Source organism: Emticicia aquatilis (genome assembly GCF_014644295.1).
GTDB lineage: Bacteria > Bacteroidota > Bacteroidia > Cytophagales > Spirosomataceae > Emticicia > Emticicia aquatilis.
This window is the reverse complement of record NZ_BMKK01000017.1, coordinates 50,404-71,064: the sequence shown is the minus strand read 5'-3', so window position 1 is coordinate 71,064 and position 20,661 is coordinate 50,404. Positions and strand designations below refer to the sequence as shown.

Annotated in this window: 19 protein-coding genes; 5 read left to right on the top strand and 14 right to left on the bottom strand. The window is 38.0% G+C overall.

The features are described from left to right. Nucleotides 1–14: 14 nt before the first annotated feature. Both IEX65_RS26125 and IEX65_RS26120 read left to right on the top strand, forming a co-directional pair. A complete protein-coding gene (locus IEX65_RS26125) occupies nucleotides 15–2,027 on the top strand; it encodes a M56 family metallopeptidase (RefSeq protein WP_188771025.1) in 2,013 nt (670 codons plus the stop codon). An 87-nt stretch (nucleotides 2,028–2,114) separates the two neighbouring features. Next, complete coding sequence (locus IEX65_RS26120; RefSeq protein WP_188771023.1) at nucleotides 2,115–2,780, top strand: hypothetical protein; 666 nt, start codon at nucleotides 2,115–2,117, stop codon at nucleotides 2,778–2,780. Between the two features lie 58 nt (nucleotides 2,781–2,838). Here IEX65_RS26120 and IEX65_RS26115 read toward each other — a convergent pair whose 3' ends face one another. The 11 genes from IEX65_RS26115 to IEX65_RS26065 form a co-directional block, all read right to left on the bottom strand. Next, on the bottom strand, nucleotides 2,839–4,215 hold the full coding sequence (locus tag IEX65_RS26115) for a vanadium-dependent haloperoxidase (protein ID WP_188771021.1): 1,377 nt from the start codon (nucleotides 4,213–4,215) through the stop codon (nucleotides 2,839–2,841). Nucleotides 4,216–4,414: 199 nt separating this feature from the next. Beyond that, the gene (locus IEX65_RS26110; RefSeq protein ID WP_188771019.1) at nucleotides 4,415–4,957 is read right to left on the bottom strand and encodes a carboxymuconolactone decarboxylase family protein; all 543 of its coding nucleotides are present in this window, start codon (nucleotides 4,955–4,957) and stop codon (nucleotides 4,415–4,417) included. A 21-nt stretch (nucleotides 4,958–4,978) separates the two neighbouring features. Continuing rightward, nucleotides 4,979–5,512 carry a carboxymuconolactone decarboxylase family protein gene (locus IEX65_RS26105; protein ID WP_188771017.1) on the bottom strand — a complete coding sequence of 178 codons (534 nt, stop codon included), beginning with the start codon at nucleotides 5,510–5,512 and terminating at the stop codon, nucleotides 4,979–4,981. Beyond that, nucleotides 5,513–6,061, bottom strand: a complete 549-nt coding sequence (locus tag IEX65_RS26100; protein ID WP_188771015.1) for a carboxymuconolactone decarboxylase family protein — start codon at nucleotides 6,059–6,061, stop codon at nucleotides 5,513–5,515. 20 nt (nucleotides 6,062–6,081) lie between these two features. Next, nucleotides 6,082–7,449, bottom strand: a complete 1,368-nt coding sequence (locus IEX65_RS26095; RefSeq protein ID WP_188771013.1) for a vanadium-dependent haloperoxidase — start codon at nucleotides 7,447–7,449, stop codon at nucleotides 6,082–6,084. A gap of 64 nt (nucleotides 7,450–7,513) precedes the next feature. Further along, on the bottom strand, nucleotides 7,514–7,756 hold the full coding sequence (locus tag IEX65_RS26090) for a hypothetical protein (RefSeq protein ID WP_188771011.1): 243 nt from the start codon (nucleotides 7,754–7,756) through the stop codon (nucleotides 7,514–7,516). A gap of 26 nt (nucleotides 7,757–7,782) precedes the next feature. Continuing rightward, nucleotides 7,783–8,982, bottom strand: a complete 1,200-nt coding sequence (locus IEX65_RS26085) for an MFS transporter (protein WP_188771009.1) — start codon at nucleotides 8,980–8,982, stop codon at nucleotides 7,783–7,785. Between the two features lie 6 nt (nucleotides 8,983–8,988). Continuing rightward, nucleotides 8,989–11,754 carry a TonB-dependent receptor gene (locus IEX65_RS26080; protein WP_188771008.1) on the bottom strand — a complete coding sequence of 922 codons (2,766 nt, stop codon included), beginning with the start codon at nucleotides 11,752–11,754 and terminating at the stop codon, nucleotides 8,989–8,991. A gap of 12 nt (nucleotides 11,755–11,766) precedes the next feature. Next, nucleotides 11,767–12,345, bottom strand: a complete 579-nt coding sequence (locus tag IEX65_RS26075) for a carboxymuconolactone decarboxylase family protein (RefSeq protein ID WP_188771006.1) — start codon at nucleotides 12,343–12,345, stop codon at nucleotides 11,767–11,769. A gap of 432 nt (nucleotides 12,346–12,777) precedes the next feature. Beyond that, nucleotides 12,778–13,659: a phosphoglycerate mutase family protein gene (locus IEX65_RS26070; protein ID WP_188771004.1), complete on the bottom strand. Its 882-nt coding sequence runs from the start codon at nucleotides 13,657–13,659 to the stop codon at nucleotides 12,778–12,780. Nucleotides 13,660–13,736: 77 nt separating this feature from the next. Continuing rightward, nucleotides 13,737–14,876, bottom strand: a complete 1,140-nt coding sequence (locus tag IEX65_RS26065; RefSeq protein WP_188771002.1) for a DUF3179 domain-containing (seleno)protein — start codon at nucleotides 14,874–14,876, stop codon at nucleotides 13,737–13,739. Between the two features lie 198 nt (nucleotides 14,877–15,074). On the opposite strand from IEX65_RS26065, the gene IEX65_RS26060 reads away from it, so the two are divergent. After that, nucleotides 15,075–15,530, top strand: a complete 456-nt coding sequence (locus IEX65_RS26060) for a helix-turn-helix domain-containing protein (RefSeq protein WP_188771000.1) — start codon at nucleotides 15,075–15,077, stop codon at nucleotides 15,528–15,530. Nucleotides 15,531–15,540: 10 nt separating this feature from the next. Here the strand turns inward: IEX65_RS26060 and IEX65_RS26055 are convergent, their stop codons facing one another. Then, entirely contained in the window at nucleotides 15,541–15,945 is a 405-nt protein-coding gene (locus IEX65_RS26055; RefSeq protein ID WP_188770998.1) for a hypothetical protein, read from the bottom strand. Nucleotides 15,946–16,018: 73 nt separating this feature from the next. Between IEX65_RS26055 and IEX65_RS26050 the strand changes: the two genes are divergently transcribed. Next, nucleotides 16,019–16,999, top strand: a complete 981-nt coding sequence (locus IEX65_RS26050; RefSeq protein ID WP_188770996.1) for a sulfite exporter TauE/SafE family protein — start codon at nucleotides 16,019–16,021, stop codon at nucleotides 16,997–16,999. A 74-nt stretch (nucleotides 17,000–17,073) separates the two neighbouring features. Here IEX65_RS26050 and IEX65_RS26045 read toward each other — a convergent pair whose 3' ends face one another. Both IEX65_RS26045 and IEX65_RS26040 read right to left on the bottom strand, forming a co-directional pair. Continuing rightward, on the bottom strand, nucleotides 17,074–17,838 hold the full coding sequence (locus IEX65_RS26045; protein WP_188770995.1) for a DUF2490 domain-containing protein: 765 nt from the start codon (nucleotides 17,836–17,838) through the stop codon (nucleotides 17,074–17,076). A 126-nt stretch (nucleotides 17,839–17,964) separates the two neighbouring features. Continuing rightward, on the bottom strand, nucleotides 17,965–18,567 hold the full coding sequence (locus tag IEX65_RS26040; RefSeq protein WP_188770993.1) for a trimeric intracellular cation channel family protein: 603 nt from the start codon (nucleotides 18,565–18,567) through the stop codon (nucleotides 17,965–17,967). 74 nt (nucleotides 18,568–18,641) lie between these two features. Here IEX65_RS26040 and dnaG point away from each other — a divergent pair, with 74 nt between their 5' ends. After that, nucleotides 18,642–20,615, top strand: coding sequence for a DNA primase (gene dnaG, locus IEX65_RS26035; protein WP_188770991.1), 1,974 nt, complete (start codon nucleotides 18,642–18,644; stop codon nucleotides 20,613–20,615). The last annotated feature ends 46 nt before the right edge of the window (nucleotides 20,616–20,661 follow it).

Sequence of the window (20,661 nt, the reverse complement as noted above, 5' to 3'; positions counted from 1 at the left end):
TAGGGGTTAGGGGCATGGACTATCTACTCAAATCTACAATCTGCTTAACGGCTTTTTATGGGCTGTACTTCTTCGGTTTTCGCCGACTGAGTTTTCATACGCTCAATCGCTTTTATTTATTGGCATCTTTGGCTTTAAGCCTAACGATTCCGCTATTGAGTTATGAGCGAACAGAATTAGTTATGCTTGAATCACAGCCGATTGAAGAAGCTACGTTTCCTATAGAATCAATACAGGAAAATACTTATAGCCAAGTCCCTATCATACAACAATCAGCAAATGTTGAGGAATCTGCCAAAGTAAATATTGACTGGATGCAAGTGATAAGCACCATCTACTTAGTAGGTGTTGGAGCGATGTTAATCATGTTTGTAAAAAATCTTTTAACAATTTTTTATAGTATTAAAAGTGCTTCGGTGGCTTTGGTGGATTCGGCATCGCTCAACCACCAAAGAAGTAAAAGAAAATTAAAGATTTTGCTTACAAAAAGTCAGAGTAACTCGTCGTTCTTTAATTATGTTTTTCTAAATACCGATAATCTAAATCCACACGAAGAGGCCTTAATAATTGCCCACGAGGGTTTTCATGCACAACGTTTACACACGCTCGATTTGCTGATTTCAAGCATTTTGAAGGCTGTTTTTTGGTTTAATCCTATTGTTTATTTCTATCAAAAATCTCTCAAACAAATCCACGAATACGAGGTTGATGCCCTCATGTCGGCCACTTATGATGGTCGAGAATACGCACATTTATTATTGAAGCTCGGCGTTGCACCGAGTGCCATGATTACCAATCAGTTTAGTACAAAACCGCTATCAGAACGAATCCAGTTTTTATTTAAAACACCAACAAAAAACATGAAAAAGTTATTGTATTTTTTATCATTGCCGATTATCGCAGTCGGAGTTATGGCATTTGCTGAAGAGAAAGTTATTACCATCTATAAACAAAAAAGTACAGATAAAGCTCCACAGCCAATTGAAGTTAAAAATGACATATCAAAAACTGATACATTAAAGAAAGCAAATGTGGCTTTAGATACTTTAACACAAAATTTTGCATCACAGAATGATTCTTCAAGGTTTTGCCGACCTATAAATTTTGCCTTAAACCTTGAAAAAGTTGACAGTATCACAATTATTGCGGAAGGGCAAATATTGATAAAGGGTAAAGACTTCATAACGAAAAATAATTCCATTCTTTTAGACAAAAAATATGAGAATAGAAAAGTAAGTATTCGTGTACATTCATCTTACAACATTGGTGGACCTGGCAGCTACTACTTATACCCAAATCTCACAAAATTGGAAGAAAACGCATATCCAATTTTCAATAAGATAAAAACGCTTCCAATTTTTACAGCGAGTAGAGAGAGTACAATTATTCCTCAGCTTACATCAAAGTTGCCCAAAATACCTACCCCATTTTCAAAAGTTGCTAAAAATCAGGATACGCTCCGCACGATTTTAGAAGCCAATAAACTTGGGAAAAATCCATTGGTCTATATCAATGGTGAAGAATACCCTTCGAGTATATTATATCGGATAAATCCAGATGCCGTTGTCTCTATGGTAATACCAAGAACAAATGGAGAGAAATTAGTTGACAAATATGGTGAAAAAGCTAAAGACGGAATTGTAAGAATAAGCACCAAAAAGAACGTTGATTTCTTATTAAAAAATGAAAAAGAATACCAAATTGCCCTTGAGAATATAAAAAATCTGATGCTTCCAACCAAAGGTAAAGTAAAGAGAGTTCTGTTAAAAGACTTCAATGGTAGAATAACTGAAAAAGTAAGCATAATTGATACAAAAACTGGTTTGGATAAAATTTCAATGAGAACAGACGTAGGTAAAAAGGCAATATTCTTTATTGATAACGTATTGGTGAGCGAGGACGATGTTAATAATTATAATGGTGACTTATTTCACGATGGCTATAAAAATGAGATAATCGAAGAAAAATACCCAAAAGAAGTTAAAAGTGCTGATATGATTTTTAACTTGAAAACTAAACGAAATTAAGATAAAAGTTCTCAGAACTACATTTTAAATGTAACACAACAAACCAAAATACAAAGCGTTTTCATACTATACTAAAACCGACTAAAAATGAAACACGCTTTGTATTTCTTGCTGTTATATATTTCTTCGTTTTCAGCTTCTGCACAGCAAACAGAAGCTAAGCCAACCGATTTAGTTGACATAGTGTTATTTAGTGTTGTTGATACTGACGAACCTCCAATAGAATGGCTTTCTTTACCCAAAACTGTCAAGATTTTTGCTAATGGCAAATTACTAACTGCTTACAAAGATTATGGCTTTGGTATTGATGTTTTTTTTATGGAACTACGGTTTTTAAATGCTGATTTAAAAATCATTCTACCCAATAATAAAACAGTATTTAAAGCGACTGCCAAACGCAAAACACACCATACACTTGAACCAATTACGGGCTTTTTTGAGCGAACGAAATATCTTAACGACAAAGGAGAAGAAATTGAGAAAGTAACCATCAACAAACCCTTGAGTATTTCTACAAATGGCGAAGGCGTTTCTATCTCTACTACTCTGGACAAAAACGAAAAAATATTGTATTTAGTTGATAATAAAGTGGTTGATGAAAGTTCAATTGCAAAAATTGATGAAGTTTTTATGAAAAAAGTCGTCCAATTGAATGCTGAGGATAGCGATTTAGTAGCCAAATTTGGCGAACGAGCCAAAGGATTTGACACAGTTTTTTGTATCTGGACAAGCAACCTTATGAACAAAAAATAAAAAAACTCTACCCATAAACCAATGAGCAGAGTCTGAGTTTAACCTATGATGAATAAAATTACTTTTTCCAATTAAGTTGGTTCACTTTTTTGCCTGTGGCAAAGCCCATTCGCAGCCCCTCCTCACAATCCATTCGATAATGCACTCCCAACGGAATGCGAGAATAAGCGTTTTCGTAAGCCATATCATAAAAACTATTGAAACTTCGAGGCATTCCCAAAAACTCGGTGCGTCCTTGATGGCAATTATCGGTCATTGCATAATTATAACCATAAATATCTGATAATGCTTCGGCGGCCGCACCTCCAAAAGCCGAATGTCCCGAAGGATAAGCAGGAAAAGGCGGAGTTACACCTGCTATGTAAGGCACAGCTACAACATTATTCAATTTACTTACCCATTTAGGGTCAATAGTTGTACGAATATAGCTCACAGGACGCTCGACATTATAGATATATTTCGAGTTCCAACACGCCACACCCACATCACTCAAACTCAGACTCACTTTGGTATAAGTATAAATAGCTTTTTCTAAAGGTACTTTTTCTTTCTCGACTACCTGCTTAGCAATAGCAATCCAACGAGCTGCTGGCTCAAAAGTGAGTTTAAAAATATCATCACTCCAAAACTCAGCAATCCATTTTTGCTCAGATGTCAATGTTGTGGTAGTGCTATATACTTCCAAACCCTGTGCGTAAAAAGGTGCTGTCGAGCGTGTACTATATGCAACTGGTAGCTTGGCAACTTTTTCGGTTTCATTGATAGCAAATGTTCTAACTTTTCCCCAATACGGTAATAATGCTTTGCCAAAATCAGGAAAAGTAGGTTGCCATTTCCCAATCCCGACAGGTGCTGCATAATCAGCTGGTTGATTTCGCAAATATGCTTCATGCCCAGCAACATCAGTTTTTGAAAAATCAAAAACTGCAGTCGCTACCGCTTTTCCAAATTGCTTGGAGCGTGCCAGTACATCGGCATCAATATTTCGGTTATCAAACTGTCGGTATAAATTATCAATAGCAATTAGATACGATTCTGAAATATGAGGAAAAAAACTTTTCATCATCAAGTAATACGCCTCATTTACTGCTGCTTCATAATTATATGGTTTGCCTGCTTCGATTTTTGGGATATTCAAACCTTTAAAATTAGGAGCAACAGACCTATAATTTACTGAATTAGGCACAATAACTTCATAGGCAGCCAAATTAGTATAAGCGAAAGCACGAGCTGCCACAGGCGGGCGATATCCCGTAGCGAATCGCTCAATATTTAAAAATAACGCCATCCACTTATTAGCAATATCTGCACTAATATCCGAAACAGGCTTAATTTCTTCAGAGCTTTTTTTCTGGCAGGCAGCTGCTATCAGTATAATTCCGAATAAGGATAGTAAATATTTATACTGTGCTATAAAACAAGGAAATATTTTCATTGATACACTAGGTTTAAATTCCATAATAACGGAATTTCAAAAAATATACCAAATCAATATTTTATGGTAAAAAAAACAAAATAATTATCAAACGGATTTATTATCATTGAAAATATCTAAAAAATGTCTAAATTAATTTTTGGCATATTAACAGACCATATTAAAATTCCATATTTTTGGAATTTTAAACTTTAATTATCTACCTCGGTGAAGAACCAGCATAGCCAGTTTCCTCAATAATCTTTTTGGCTCGTTCTCGGTACATCTCTGGAGCATCGGGGGCAAAAGTATTGAGGCTGTCAACATAGCGATTGAACATACAAAATGCGGCAGCTATTAGCACGGTATCATGTATTTCTATATCGCTTGCTCCTTGATTTTTGGCTTGTTCAATTTGAGTCTCCCGCACAAACTTGCCACCTTGCTGCACTGCACCTGCAATAGCAAGCAAAGCTTTCATTTTGTCAGAAATTTCTACTTCAATATTATTGGCTCTAATTTTCTTGACGAGTTCTTCATCAAAATAATGAGCAGCAACTGCCCCATGAATATTCTGACAGAAAAAGCAATCATTGAGTGCCGATACATACGTAGCTATCAATTCTCTTTCGCCTTTGTTTAGACCTTCATCTGAGCGGAGTAGTACTTCTGCCAAAGCATTCAATGGTGTGGCGGTTTGCGGGCGAAATGCCATTAGGCCTCTGATACCAGGCAGTTGTTCGGGAAGATTAATATGAGCCATGACTTTTTTTTAGATTCTGCTTTATGAATGATACCCCAATTCTGCAATCATCTTTGCTCTTGCCTTGAATGTATCTGGCGTATCGCTTGATTGGATACCTAAACCATCAATATAGCGATTAAAAAAGCAAAAAAGCGATGCAATAAGCACCGTATCGTGAATTTCGAGGTCAGATATACCCAATAGTTTAGCTTTTTCTATTTGCTTTTCTGTTACAAACTTTCCGCCTTTTTGAATATTTCCCGCAATTTCCAAAATCGCTTTTTGCCGCTCTGAAATAGGAGCATCTTTGAAATTTTCTTTTATTTGCTGTACCAAATCGGGTTGGTCATCAAAGAAACATTGTGCCACCTCACCATGAATTTGATGACAATTATAGCAATCATTCAGTGTCGAAACGTAGGTTGCAATCAACTCTCTTTCTCCCATGCTGAGTCCTTCGTTGCTTCTCATAACTGTCTGCATTAAAGTCAACAAAGGAGGGGCAATCGCTGGTCTAAAAGCCAACAATCCACGCATTCCAGGTAGCTTTGGGTCGAGTGAAATGTATGCCATTTAGTTCGATTTTTTTGGTAAAACATAACCCAAAGTTCCCATACGTTCCCCCATTTGGGCATAAAGCTCAGGGGCGGTTGGACTTAAAGTTGCTAAACCATCGACATAGCGATTGAACATACAAAATGCAGCGGCAATCAAAACTGTATCGTGAATATCACGGTCGGTTGCTCCAAAACTTCGAGCAGTATTTACATCATCGTCGCTTACGGTTCGGGCATCGGTTTGTACTTTTCCTGCAATAGTCAGAAGAGCCTTTAGTTTATCTGAAATTGGAGCATTTTGATAATCTTCCAATACTAAATCTACAGTTTGGGCTTCGTCTTGAAACAAATATCGAGCAGCCGCCGCGTGGCTACTCATGCAAAAATTACAAGTATTCATGTTTGAAACATAAGCCGCAATGAGCTCTCGCTCGGCCGAACTTAGCGGAGATTCTTCTCTCAATAAAACTTGTGCTAAATCATAAAGTGGTTTACCTGTATCGGGGCGGTATATTACTAAACTACGAATGCCCGGAATGCCTTCTTCTAATTTGATATGTGCCATATTCTTTTGGTTGATAAATCTTATTTCTTCCACTTAATTTGGTTGATATTCTTCCCTATTTTTTTGCCTTCTACCAGTCCGACATCATTATCCTGCATTGTGTGAATACCTCCGTAAAGGCGAGAAATACCACATTCTTCGGCTATTTGCGAGATTCGTTCAAAATTTCGACTTTTATAATCTACATTCCTTACGACATCTTTTGGTCGCCCTTGGTGTGTATCATCGACGAAACTTACTTTATCCCCAAAAACACTTATCAGCACCTCAGCCGTAGCCGACATTTGAGTCGAATGCCCCGACGGAAATGCAGGAAAAGGAGGCTCTGGCCAATATTGTACAAACTTTTTATCAATATTTCGTTGAATATACGCCTTCGGACGCTCCGAATGATAGGTATATTTATTTCGCCAACAATTAATAAAAGCATCGGCACAGGCAATACCTACTTTAGCAAAAGTCATTGCCGCCACAACTAAATCAGCGTTTTTGTTTTTTAGAATAATACTTGCCAAGTGATACGAATGCCCAGGCGGAGCAGTTGTAAAAGCTGGGTCATCGCCCCACCAATTGGCAATTTCTTTTTGCTCTTGTGTTAGGTTTTTCTGAATAATATAAACCTCCTTAAACTGCCGAAAATAGGCCGATGTTGTATCATCCGAAACAGGTAAGATTGGTACAACAGGCAGCTCGGCATCGGCCTTGATAAACGACCGATTTTTCCCCCAATAAGGGTGAAGTGGCATCAAAACAGGAGACTGCCCACCAATGGGCGGCACCCAATAATTAGTTCCTTGTGGGTATTTGTAAGCAGGGTCGAAACTCTTAAAATTCATTTCATGTCCGCCATCGGTCATTGACCATTGATATATCGACTCGGCGATGTCTTTTCCATAATTTATCGACCTGCTTATAATTGCCGTATCTTTCACTACGCTTTTTCGCTCGTTCAGAATGGCTTTTTCTAAAGAATCTAACATAACAATAGTGTAGCGTCCGTACTCGGTTTTGAGTGGTTGCCACAAAAGCCGGACTATCTTTGATTGTCCTGCGTTCAGTACGGTTTCCCAATCATATATTTTGCCAGATGCGGGCATTGGCAGTTTACCTAAACCATTTAATTCTTGTGTAATAGATTGATATTTAGTGCTACTATGCACAACTGACTCATACATCGTAATGCCTGTATAAGCCAGCGTACGAGAAATGAAAGTTGGCGATTTATTTGGTTGTCTATTAATAAAATTCAAGGTTATTTTTGCCCACTTGAGAGCAACTTCTTGACTGATTTCTTTCTTTTCTGCTAAAATTTTTTTTGAGTTTGCAGGAAAAGAACAAATCAGCAAACAACCCAAACAGCAGGAAAAATATCGAAATAGATTTTGCATCATAACAAAATATGAAAGGGAAAACCACATAAAACAAGCAACATAGGAACCCAAACCTAAGAACTTAACGAGATTTCACAAAGGTCAAGATTTCGTCTTGATTACTAAGTATCTTCGTAAAGTTTGTTTGATTCTCTAAAATATGATTCTGATTAGCAAGAATCGTTTGTTGATTGGCATTTAGTTGCTCTTGGTTTTTTAAGATTTGTGCTTGGTTCACCACAATAGTTTGTTGGTTTTCAAGAATCATTTTTTGATTTTCGATAATCACTTGTTGATTTTCTAATGATGCGTCTGAATTTGCCATTTTGAGTGTAAGGTTTAAATGTAAGATTATGATTCGTTTAATTTATTAGCATAAAAAGTGGCTATGATAGCCAAAACAAAAAATGCTGAAAACGATAAAAGTGCATTACTAAAACCACCGAAAAAACTAACCAAATTACCCACAAAAAAAACGGCAGTAGCAGTAAAAAAGCGAGCAATATTGAAGCAAAAGCCCGTAGCAGTTGCTCGAATATTGACAGGAAATAAAGCAGGGATATAACTTGATAAAGCTCCCTGACTAATACCCAAAAAGAGGGTCAGAAAAGCCATTTCGGCATAAATAATTTTTGAAAACTGGGTATTAGTGAGAAATAATATGCCGCAAGCCAAAATACAACCTGCAAAAGTGAGTATTAGCGTTTTGATAGCTCCGAGTTTCTGAATCAAAAAGCCCGATAAACCACCGCCTACTATCCCCCCAACACCTAATAAAATCATTGTTAGGCCCCGTTCGGTTTGCCCATCAGAGGTGTTACCGAGTAGGCTTTGTACCCAAGTGGGAAGCCACGAAAAAATTCCCCACAGCCCCACCAAAACTGAGCCAAAAATAGCAGAACCGTAAAACAGACTCCTGCGGTTTTCCTGCAAAAATAGGCTTTTAAATATTTGATTATCAAGTCTTTGCATTTGCTTCCATTTCTCGGATTCAGGCAAAAAAAAGAGTGTAATGACAGATAATATCAAAGGTAAAATTCCCAACCAAAACGCATCTTTCCAATAATCGAAAAACACATTGAGTCCACCACTTAAAACAATACCGACAGGAAAAGCTACCGCCAAAATACCCAATATAACAGGACGATTATTTTCTTTCCAGATTTCAGAAATATAAACCGTACTTACCAACAATACTCCACCAATACCCATTCCTGTAAAGAAACGATAAATCAATAAAACCTGCCAATCATGCACAAAAACAACCAACAAAGTAAAGAATCCATATAGAGCAGTGGCAAATGCCAAGGTTTTTATGCGTCCGATTTTATCGCTCACTACACCTAAAACTAAACCACCAATCATCCATCCAAAAATAGAAGACGAACTCAAATAAGCCCCTATTTCGCCTAACTCTTGCTCAGTCGGTGTTCGTTGTAATAATTCAGGAATAGCTACGGGTAAATAAACCGACATTAAAGTACTGGCCGTGCCACCCAAAAGGTAGCACAGCATACAAACAATAAAGGCAAAAAGTGGTTTCTGAGTCATTTTTATTTATCTAAACATCTCATCAAAATTCAAACTCACATAATACAATCCGCCAACGGCAGGAGAACCAAACGCTTGAACAATATATTGATTGGTCAAATTACTTGCACCCAGTTTTACAATGGTTTTTAGGCTTGATACTCGATAACTCACTTGTGCATCGAGCAAGCTATAAGCATTGATTCTGCCCGGTAGAGGTGTTGTAAATGTGCCATACCAATCAAATGCCGACTGCCAGTGCCATGCCACACTAAAGCCCAATTTTTCGGTAAGTTTAGCATTGCTGACAACCAAATTTGTTTTCCATTTTGGTGTATTAAAAGCAGGAATATTGCTCGGATTAGCATCTAAAATATTGAAGTCCGACCAAGTTGCGTTGGCATTGATGCGGTAGTTTTTAGGCAAAATATACCCCAAACCAACACCCACACCTTGAATAGAAACTTTATCAGAAGCATTGGTATAGAGCTGATACAATTGGGTTTTACCTCCCAAAATATCGGCAGCAGCATTGAAATTCGGCTTACCATCAGCAGCTAATACTGGGCTATTCGGAGCCATTACTACGGTATTTATCAAAAAGTCTTGGTATTGGCTGTAATAGTAGTTAATATCAAAAAGTAGTTTTTGTGTCAATAAGCCTTTGTAGCCAATCTCGAAGCTTTGCACACGCTCTGGCTTTATGTAAGCAACATTCGATTTTACTAATTTATCTTTATTGTTGGCTACTGCTTGCGGAAATGGCACACCGCTTCCTACTTCTTTGCCAAACGCAGCCCCGAATGCACTTACCGAAGCAATCGTATATGAGTTATTGTAAGCATTGGCCTCTTTGGTATCGACCGAATTCACGGGAGCTCCACCCAAAATAATAATCGGCCCCGCATTTAGCTTGATGTATTGGTCGCCAATGGTTGGGTTTCTAAAGCCAGTCTGATAACTTGCTCTGAAATTTTGATTTTCTCTTGGACTAAATACTATCGAACCACGTGGTGTAAAACGTCCTTCAAAATTTTCGTTTTTATCGTATCTGCCCGATAACGTCAATTTCAGTTTATCTTTCCAAAGCGATTTTGAAGCTTGGGCAAAAACGCCGTACTCAGAGTTAGTCAAGTTTTTACCTTTATCATCAAATAATGTACCCTGTGTATCCAAATAGTATTTTCTCACGTTTCCACCTACTTGTAAGTTAATTACTTTCAAGGCCGAACTAAAATCATACATTCCTTCTAAGTGCCTCAAGCCACAACGGCTATAAATTCCTGCTCCGCTCAAACCTTGTGTTTCGATTAATTTTTGCTTAGCAGCATCAAATTCAGCCGTTCCGGGTAATAATCGTCCTTGGTCAGCAAAAGCTCTTGCAGTAGCATCGCTATTTGCCGATACTCCTGTAATTTTGCCCGTAAAAGCCTCCGTATATCGTTGAAACCAAGTAGCATCGGCAAGATTCGGAGCAACCACATTGCCATTCAAATCTTTTACCCAAGTTTTGTTAATTAATTGTCCCAACGAACGCACTTGATACGAATCCTTAGAGTCTTCTTGGCTCGAATAAGCCCTTACGTAAAACTTATCACTTTTGAGTTCGAGACGTTGTTGTACGAACTGAAAACCATTTATTGCAAAACGCTGACTACCGGTATATTGAGCTACACCTTTACTGTAACTCAACTGATAAATTGCCTCTAAATTATCGGTGATTCTATAATGCACTGCTCCACCTACCTTGGTACTGTGCACGCCATAATTTGCCAAATCTCTTTCTCCGTAACCTGTGCGAGATACCCGACCAATGCCCGCAATGGTCTGAGCAACCTCATCGCCATAGATATTTACTTGGTTTTTACCAGGGTTGTTTGGCCCACGACTACCAACTGCCGTATTGGCATCTATATCTGTCAGGTCGTTGGCGTACCAATCAGTACCAGCCAAATGAGAAGCATTGATTTTAAAAGCAAACTTTCCATTAAAAGCTTTTGCGTAGCGAATCGCAAAATCACCCATTGGTTTAGCTCCGTAGCTTGTTCCATCGCCTATATGATTGACACCAATTTTTGTCTGTACACTCAAACCTTGATAATCAAACGGATTTTTAGTACGAGTAGAAAGTAAACCATTGAACGCCACTGGCCCGTAAAGAGCCGAAGCTGCTCCTGGAATTAATTCTACGCTTTCAACATCAATATCGTGTGGCCCAAAGAGATTTCCCATGGCAAAACCTAAACCAGCCGACTGGCTATCCATTCCATCAACGGTTTGTAAAAAGCGGCCATTTCCTGTTGTATTAAAACCACGAGTATTGATGGCTTTGTAGGTCAAGCTACTCGTAACCATATCCAATCCTTTGAGATTTAATAAAGCATCGTAGAAATTGGCTGATGGCGATTGTTGAATAGCTCTAATATCCATTTTTTCAATCGTAACTGGCGATTTTAAAATATTTTCTTCGATACGTGAAGCCGATACAACAACTTGCTGTAAAAGTTCTGAACCTGTTTTAAGCGATATTTTTATTGGATTTGTCGAACTTACGTTTACTTCTTGGCGTTCGTAGCCAATGACCGAAACAATGAGCGTAGCAGGAATCGTAGATTTTAATGAAAACTCTCCTTCTGAGTTAGATATCGTACCTGAAAGCTTCCCTTTAAGGCTTATCGACGCTCCAACAACAGGTTTTTGGGTTTCTGAATCCAATATTTTTCCTGTGATATTCTGAGCAAGAGCAAAATAAGTGGTACTCACAAAAAATAGCAAAGTGTAGAAATGTTTCATTAGAGAATGGATTTATTTTAGGTTTTGATTTTCGGTTTTTAGTTGGTCGTAGCCTCCCGGCAAGCGATTATAGCCAACGGTAGTTATGCGTTCGCCAAGTTTCTGATAAAAGGCTGGTTCGGAAGGTGTAAAACTGGCCAAGCCATCGACGTATTTATTATAAAGACAAAACAAAGCAGCAATCAATACCGTATCATGGATTTCACGGTCGGTTGCTCCTGCATTTTTGGCTCGTTCAACTTTCGATTCGGTTACCTTTTTTCCGTTTTCTTGCACCGCAGCCGCAATACCCAACAAAGCTTTCATCTTTTCGCTGACGGGTGCGGTTTCAAAATCATCTTTTACCATTTGGCAAGTTTCCGACTCGCCCAAAAGAATGTCAGCCGCTGCCGTATGGGCGGTTGTGCAGAATACACATTGATTGCGTGATGAAACCAAAGTGGCTATTAGCTCTCGTTCTCCTTCGGTAAGAGTCGATTCTCCACGAAGTAAAATTTGGGTCAATTCTCGAATTGGAGCTGCTGAGTCTTTACGGTATTCGAGCAGGCCCGTTATGCCTGGCAAATGGCTCTCTAAAGGAATATGGGGCATGGTAATAGCTAAAATTTATGATTGAATAAATAGCGTTTTTCAAAGGCAGGACAAAAAAATATTAAAATATTCATATTTCCAAATTAATGGAATTTAATATTTATTTTTCCATTAATTTGGAATAAAAATATCGGGATTGAATTATAAAAATAAACAACAAGTAATATTTCATACTAAAAAAAGAAAAAACAATGAATATTAGAGAAAATAGAGAATTTTATGGCAGGGAACCCTAAAGAGCTAAATTTCCATTTATTTGGAAACAAAAAAAACTCCACTCATAAAACAATGAGCAGAGTCTGAATAAAACTTAATCAATTCTTTAATATTTTATGATGGATTTAGAAGCGAAAAAAACTTGAAACTCTGCACAACAAAGTGCTATACAGAGTCTTATAAACCTATGATGAAAATTTACTTACAATGTGAGTTTTACTTTTTGGACGACTCAATATCATAATACGCTCGCCACATTGGATACGACACAATTCCTTGAAAAGCAGTCTTTTTATCAGCACCTATTTTCATAAAAAAACTATCGGCCATATCAAGTGTCCCCATTTTAGATATTCCCGCACTAATGTCATAGTGAGCGGCCAACATCAAGAGTTGTTTTGTGGCAACCTGTTCTTCCAAAATCTTGACCATTCCAACGTCCGACGTTACGCCCGAAACATTATAAAAATGACCGTTGATTCGCTTATCAATCGTAATAGGTAAACCCAAATTCATGAGTTCTGCCGTTTGCTTTGCTCTACAAAACTCGCTCGCAAATATCTTTTTGATAGGCATTTTCACGCCCTTAAATACCGTTCCGTAATACTCCGACTGTTTTCTTCCATTCTCACTCAACTGACGAGCCAATTTACTATCGCACGATGTCCACCAATTTGTTGAAGCAGGTAGCGTTTCGCCGTCAGTTCCTACAATAGCTTCGGCATGACGAATCACGATGGCACGAGTTGTATCGGTAGCGTACAGTTTCTCAATGTATTTCCAGCCTCTCAAATAATGATTTTTATCGGCCGTTCCGCTGGCTGCCATTACAAAAAACTTGGTCTTTGTACCATCAGCCCAAGTTGCCTCAATTTCATGCACAACATTGATGGTTGTTTGTGTAATTAGGCCCGTTTCCGAAATATTAAAACTTGTATTCGTCCCCAATTTCTTGAATGTAGCAGGTTCAGATGTTTTTATCTGATAACTCTGCTGGTCGATAAACAACATACGATTATAAAAATCGGCCGACACGATAACTGGCTTGGGTTTGGCTTCTTCTTTGGTACATTTAAAAGATACAAATGCTATCAGCATTACGCCCAAAAAGGCAAAATTTTTAATCAGTTTTTGTTTTTTTAGATGAAAGCACAACATATTTCTACGCTAAATTTTCAGTATTTTTGGGTTGTAGGGTGGAAAGTCTGCCAACTATGCCAAAACTCTTGATAGGCCTTCACTTTTATGAGTGACTCAGAGCCATTGACTGACTTTCCATTTATCATAAATTTTCGATTATCAACAATAATGGTATCACTTCTGAGTTGAAACTTAGCTTCTTTGCTCGGACGCTCAAAAGCAAAGAAACTTTTATTATCAGCCGCCAAAACTAAGGCAATCGCCTTCGCTCCTACTTGCTCGTTTATGACTCTTTCTTTCTTCAATCGAAGCCAATCGAAGGCCTTACTATCCTTCCCGATTGCTACACCTACTACCCACGATTTCTCTTTCCACGATAACGAATCTGTACGGGTCAAATCGCTCTTGCTTTTGCCTTTTTCGTACTTGGCTGTGCTATCGTATTTTTCCTTAAAATGCTCATCGGGTTGCATAATTAAGCTGTTGGGGTGCAAAGCCAGCCATTTTTCGAGCGATGTTTGTTCCGAAAATAATTCAGGCAATGTTTGTCCTTTCAGCTTTCCGATAATTGCCTCACCGTTGGCTTGTCGCCACCAACTTTTGGTGGTTTCGTCTTCAAACATGGCATTAAAATGGTCCATGCCTACCAAGCGAAACTTTTCGGGTTTTCCGCCAACAATCGGCTCATAAATACGCCCTGTTCGGCAAACGGTGCAGTACGTGACCATTATTTTCTTCCCTGCCAGCGTATCAAGCACTTGATGATGATAGCCAATCAGCGAAATCGGATATGCTCTTGCTTGGCCGTTTAACTCTATACCAATTACAATTCGGTCTTTCTCTATTTTATTTGCTTTCGCTGGCTTCATTTGCAAACTTTGTGGCTGATAGAACATCGTATCGGCCGCCATTTGAAAATTAAACGCATAAATAGCCCCAAAAACTAACACCAAACCACCTAAAGAAAGCCATTTAGAAGTCTTGAATGCTTGCAAAAAACCAACAATCAACAACAAAACAAAGAATCCACGAAACGCCCAACGCCAAGTGTAAAGAAAATACGCTAAGTCGATACTTCGTATTCGCTGGCTACCTGGCAGCGGCATGATGAAATAAACATTCAAGAACTCGAACAGAATTAGTCCGATTATGCCCAAGTAAAAAAGTTTTTTCATCGACTTCGAGTGCTATACTTTTGAATGTAATTGTCTGTGCTTAAAGATTATAAGAGCTTTTAGTATTATTTAATCATTCACTGGTCAATAAATAAGATTTTTTAATCTTTGACGAATTGATTAAATTGCAAAACAAAGTAACAAACATTTAAAATATATTCCAAATTTTCGGAAATAAAATAGTAAAATTCCTAAATAATGGAAAATAAATTCGGCTCGAACCTCAGGATACTACGAAAGAAACAGAAATTAACCTTAGAATCATTAGGAGAAAAACTAAAGATAAGCAAAAGTGCTATTTCAGATTATGAAATCGGCAAAACTTTTCCTCCATTAGATGTTTGTGAATTAATTAGTGATTTTTTTGGAATAAATATCGACGACTTAAGAAATTCCGATTTCACGGAATTAAGTCTTGAACAAATTGAAGAATTATACGGCTCTAAAGCTAAAAATAAGCCTGCAAAAGAAACAGGCGACGATTTCAGTAATGAAAAAAAGCAATTAGAATTCCATAATAAACTACTGAGTCAACAAATAGAAGGGCTGCAAATTCAACTTAAATTGACCAAGCAGATTGTAGAAAGTAAGGATTCTGAGATAAAATCATTACAAATTCAGGTTAGGCTTTTGGAAGAAAAAATAGCTAATTAATAGCCAATTTTTATAAAGTAGAAGGGTCGTTTAAAGGTCTATTTTTTATACTTTCCTGCTTAGATAAAATCAAATTTTCAATAGATTTAGTTGTATCTTCGAGTGTTTCGTTTTCGCCTGTTAGCTTTTTTACTAAATTCAAAACATGAGCTTGTGTCTGTAAGATAACCTCTAATTGAATCTGATTTTGGGCGATTTGCTTCTGATTACGAACAATATTTATCTGATTATTGACAATGATTTCTTGATTACGAATAATCGTAGCTTGGTTATGAATCACCACCTCATGATTATCGGCATTTTGTTGCTGATTCTGAATCATAATATCATAGTTTTCTACGATTCTCCCCTGCATTTCTTTCAAAAAATCTTGCTCAGCAAGCAATTTCTGCAAAATCTCTTCAATATTTTTCATTAGATGGTATGCTTAAAATCAATATTTGCGACTAAATTTGTAAATCACTTTTACAAAAGTAACATATTTTTTTATGTCTGTCGAGAAAACTTCTAAAAACAAAATCCCATATTTATACATCGGCTTCGTGGCCATTGTGCTGAGTTGTTGGGCTTTTTATGTTACCTCGACCGATAGTTTTTATATCTTTGCCAAACATTGGGCAGCGGTTCTGACAATGATATTTGGGGCATTTATCGCAGGCTCAAGCCCCGAAGGAAGTGCAGCTATCGCTTATCCTGTTTTTACCCTTTTGCTCAAAATAGAGCCAGCAGTTGCTCGAAATTTCGCTTTTGCCATTCAAAGCATCGGCATGACTTCAGCATCGTTATTAATCTTGGGACTAAAGATAAAAGTCGATTGGAATTACATCAAATATGTAACATTCGGCGGAGTTTTCGGACTGATTTTTGGCACTTATTATATCGTTCCTCTGATTTCTCCACCACTGGCAAAGCTATTTTTTGTCTCGCTTTGGCTTAGTTTTGGACTAATTTTGTGGTACGAAAACACGAAACCACAACGTGAAGTTTTTGATAAAATTCAGAATTTCATGCATTCGGATATGGTGAGATTAATCTTTTTCGGACTAATCGGAGGTATGATTTCTTCTCTTTTCGGTACAGGAATCAATATTTTTACGTTTTGTCTGATGACTATCTATTACCGAATCAACGAAAAAGTAGCTGTTCCTTCATCGGTAATCATCATGACGCTCGAAACGCTACTTGGTTTCTTCATTCACGGAGCTGTTATCGGTGATTTCCAGCAAGAAGCGTTTGAAATGTGGTTGGCGTGTATTCCGTTTGTGGCATTTTTTGCTCCGCTGGGTTCGTTTGTGATAAGTAAATTACCTCGCAAAGCCATTGCAACTTTCCTCTATATTATTCTGATTGTGCAGTTTATTGGTGCCATGTGGGTACTAAGGCCATCGCTTCCACATTTAGGGCTTTCAGCCATTACGCTCATAGCAGGGCTTGCCACTTTTGCCTATTTGGCACGTTTGAAAAGATGAGAAGATACGAGATATTAGATTCGAGATACGAGAGTTCTCCAATCCCGAATCTCAAATCTCGTATCTAAGAAAAATCAATAATACCAATACTGTACATCGTCCCAGTTGATGGTGGTCGTGAATGATAATTGTAGCAAATTCAAGAAACGCATATCCTGTTTTTTGTTTCTGACCAAAGATTGAAAACCATAGCCCACTTCAATTCGGTTTTTGCCTGTCGTATAACCCAAACCGATATTCGACCAATTTTCTGATAACAAAAGTCCATTCTTTGAGCTAACAGGACCATTTGTTGCACCTTTCAAATACAAAAACACTTCGTTGGAAGCCAAAGCATAAAAGCCTCGCTTATATTTTTTTGTGTCATACAATGGATAATTCAAACCCAGTTGATAACGAAAAATTGAGGCATCGGAGCGAACATTAGTTTGTAAATTCAGTGGACTACGCCATTCAAAACGCCCACGATTATTGGTTGTTAGTTTCCCGATTTTGTAATTATAGGCAGTTTGCAGCACAATCCGATTTTCGTTTTCTCGCAAACCAAAAATATCATGTCGGCCGAAGGCATATCCGCCACCCACATTCCATTTATCGGTCAATTTATAATTTAGCAACAAATGCGGAATAAAATGTGTATGTCCTGATGGAAAGTTTTTCTCTCCTATTTTTAATGTCGAAGTATTCACTACCGACAAAATATGCAGGTTATAGCTAAGTTTGGGCGTGATTCTACCCGTTTGAGAATAATTGGTCGCAATGCCTCTTAAATGCAAATCTTGTGAATTTGCCTGTATGATGGTAAGGAAAGCCATTGCGAAGAAAGTAAGCTTCTTCATGGTTAGTTTTTTTGAAGAAAGCTACTCAAATCTTGTGCCATTCAATGCGTTAACGAATTTTAGGCAAAGAAATATTCGTTTTCACGGCAGTGTAATGTAGCACAATTTTGAAAATTGTGTTACCAATCAATCAACTTTCGGTAATGAAATATTCATTTTTACGGCAATGAGCCTTATTCCGAAAATCGTCAGAATCGTAATAATATCAACAATTTGAGCAGAAACATTGAGTTTTTGAAGTAAAAAGAAGATAATTCCGCCCAAAATACAGGCCGTAGCATAGATTTCTTTTCGGAAAAGCGTTGGAATTTCGTTGAGCAAAATATCTCGAATCACGCCACCAAAACAGGCTGTAATCGTACCCAAAATCAAGCACGAAGGAATATCCAACTGAATAGCAATGCCTTCTTGAATACCTCGGAGCGTAAAAAATCCAAGTCCCAAAGAATCGAAAAAAGTAAGGGTTTTATCCAATTTTTCGATACGGTTTTTAAATAAAACAGTAATGAGTGTAACGCCTGCAATGAGCAGAACAATAGAAGAATCAAGAATCCATTTTACGGGTAAATGACCAATCAGAATATCACGGATTGTTCCACCGCCGACCGAAGTCACGAAAGCCATTACGGCCAGCCCAAAGACATCAAGTTTTTTACGGATTCCTGCCAAAGCACCCGATGCCGCAAAGGCAATTGTTCCGCCAATATTGATAAAAGTATAAAATTCCACCGTACCTTTGTTTTTTTCGGAACAAAAGTAGCACAAAATGTGTCATTTTGATTAAGTAGTGAGTAAATTGCAATATGCGGATAAGTCAAGAAACAGTTCAACAGATTATTCAAGCCGCCGACGTAACGGAAGTTATTGGCGAATACGTTTCTCTCAAAAAACGGGGAGCAAACATGATAGCCTGTTGCCCTTTTCATAACGAAAAAACTCCTTCGTTTTACGTTTCGCCAGCCAAAGGCATTTATAAATGTTTTGGCTGCGGTAAAGCGGGCGATTCAGTGCGTTTTGTGATGGATATCGAAGGCATCGGCTACCCCGAAGCCCTTAAGCATTTGGCAAAAAAATATGGTATTGAAGTAGCCGAAAAAGAAGTAACCAACGAAGAACAACAAGCCCAAAACGAAAAGGAAAGTCTATACATCGTACTGGATTTTGCTAATAAATATTACCAAGACCAACTTTGGAAAAGCCCCGAAGGACAAAGCATTGGGCAGAGCTATTTTAAAGAACGTGGCTTTAATCATACCACGATTCAGCGATTTGAATTGGGTTATAGCCCCGATGGTTGGGATGCGTTCACAAAACACGCTATAAAAAATGGGTTTTCGATAGATATTCTCGAAAAAGCAGGACTTTCGATTGTAAAAGAAGGCAAAGGCCCCATTGATAGATTTAGAGGACGAGTAATTTTTCCGATTCATAATGTAGGAGGAAAACCGATTGCCTTTGGGGCAAGGATTCTGAAAAAAGACCCGAATGCACCAAAATATCTGAACTCACCCGAAACGGCCGTTTACCACAAAAGTTATATCGTTTATGGTATTCAGCAAGCCAAAAATCCGATTCGTGTAGAAGATAATTGTTATTTGGTAGAAGGCTATACCGATGTAGTTTCGTTGAGCCAGTCGGGCGTGGAGAATGTGGTGGCTTCGTCGGGAACTTCGCTTACAAAAGAGCAGATTCAGTTAATTAGGCGTTTTACGAATAATATTACGGTGCTTTACGATGGAGATGCCGCTGGTATCAAGGCCTCGTTGCGTGGAATTGATATTATTTTGGAAGAAGGACTAAACGTAAAAGCCGTAGTTTTTCCCGATGGCGATGACCCCGATAGTTTTATTCAAAAAGTTGGTAGTCAAGCGTTTAAAGAATACGTTCAGCGAACCCAAAAGGATTTTATTCGTTTCAAAACCGAAATTTCACTCAAAGATGTTGGTCACGACCCAATCAAACGAGCAGAAGTAATTAAAGAATTGGTTGAGACCATTTCTAAAATTCCTGATTCTATCAAACGTTCGGTTTTTTATCAAGAAGTAGCCAATCTGATGGGCATCGAAGAGCAAATTTTGATTACGGAAGGAAACAAAATTTCGCTCAAAAAAGTAAACGATGCCGAAAAAGACCGTCAACGCCAAAATCGAGTTCAGCCTCAGCAAGTTGGCGATTTAGATGTTTTGGTTGAGCGTCCAGAAGTTTCGCCCAGTTTTCCTGTTGAAAAAACTGAGGCTCAACGCTCAGCGGTTTCTTACCAAGAAGAAGAATGTATTAGGCTTTTAGTTTGTTATGGCACGCACGTTTTAGACCGAAATGTAGTTGATAATATTGATTTTACGTTGACAGATTATATTTTCAACGAAATCAGAGATATGGTTTTTGAAACGCCAACGTATCAGAAAATCTTGGCGATTTTTCGAGAATTTTATCAGAATCATCAGATTCCTGATACTTCACATTTCACGAGCCACCAAGATAGTGAGATTCAACAACAGGTAATAAACTGGCTTTCAACACCGCACCAATTGAGCGAAAATTGGCTAAAGAAAGAAATTTATATTCCATCAGAAACCGATAAATTGGCCGATTTGGCCTACACGAACGTACTAAGGCTAAAAAAGACTCGTTATGAAGCTGATATGACGAAGCTATCGAACCAGCTTTTGGAAGCCCAAAGCTACGAAGAGCAAGACCAGATTTTGGTAAAAATGATGCAGCTAAAAGAGGTCATTAAGAAGATTGCGGGCTTGCTCGGGACTGTTGTACAGGGCTGAAAAATTACCATTACCCACAGGCTAAAGCCATGTGGCAATTGATTCT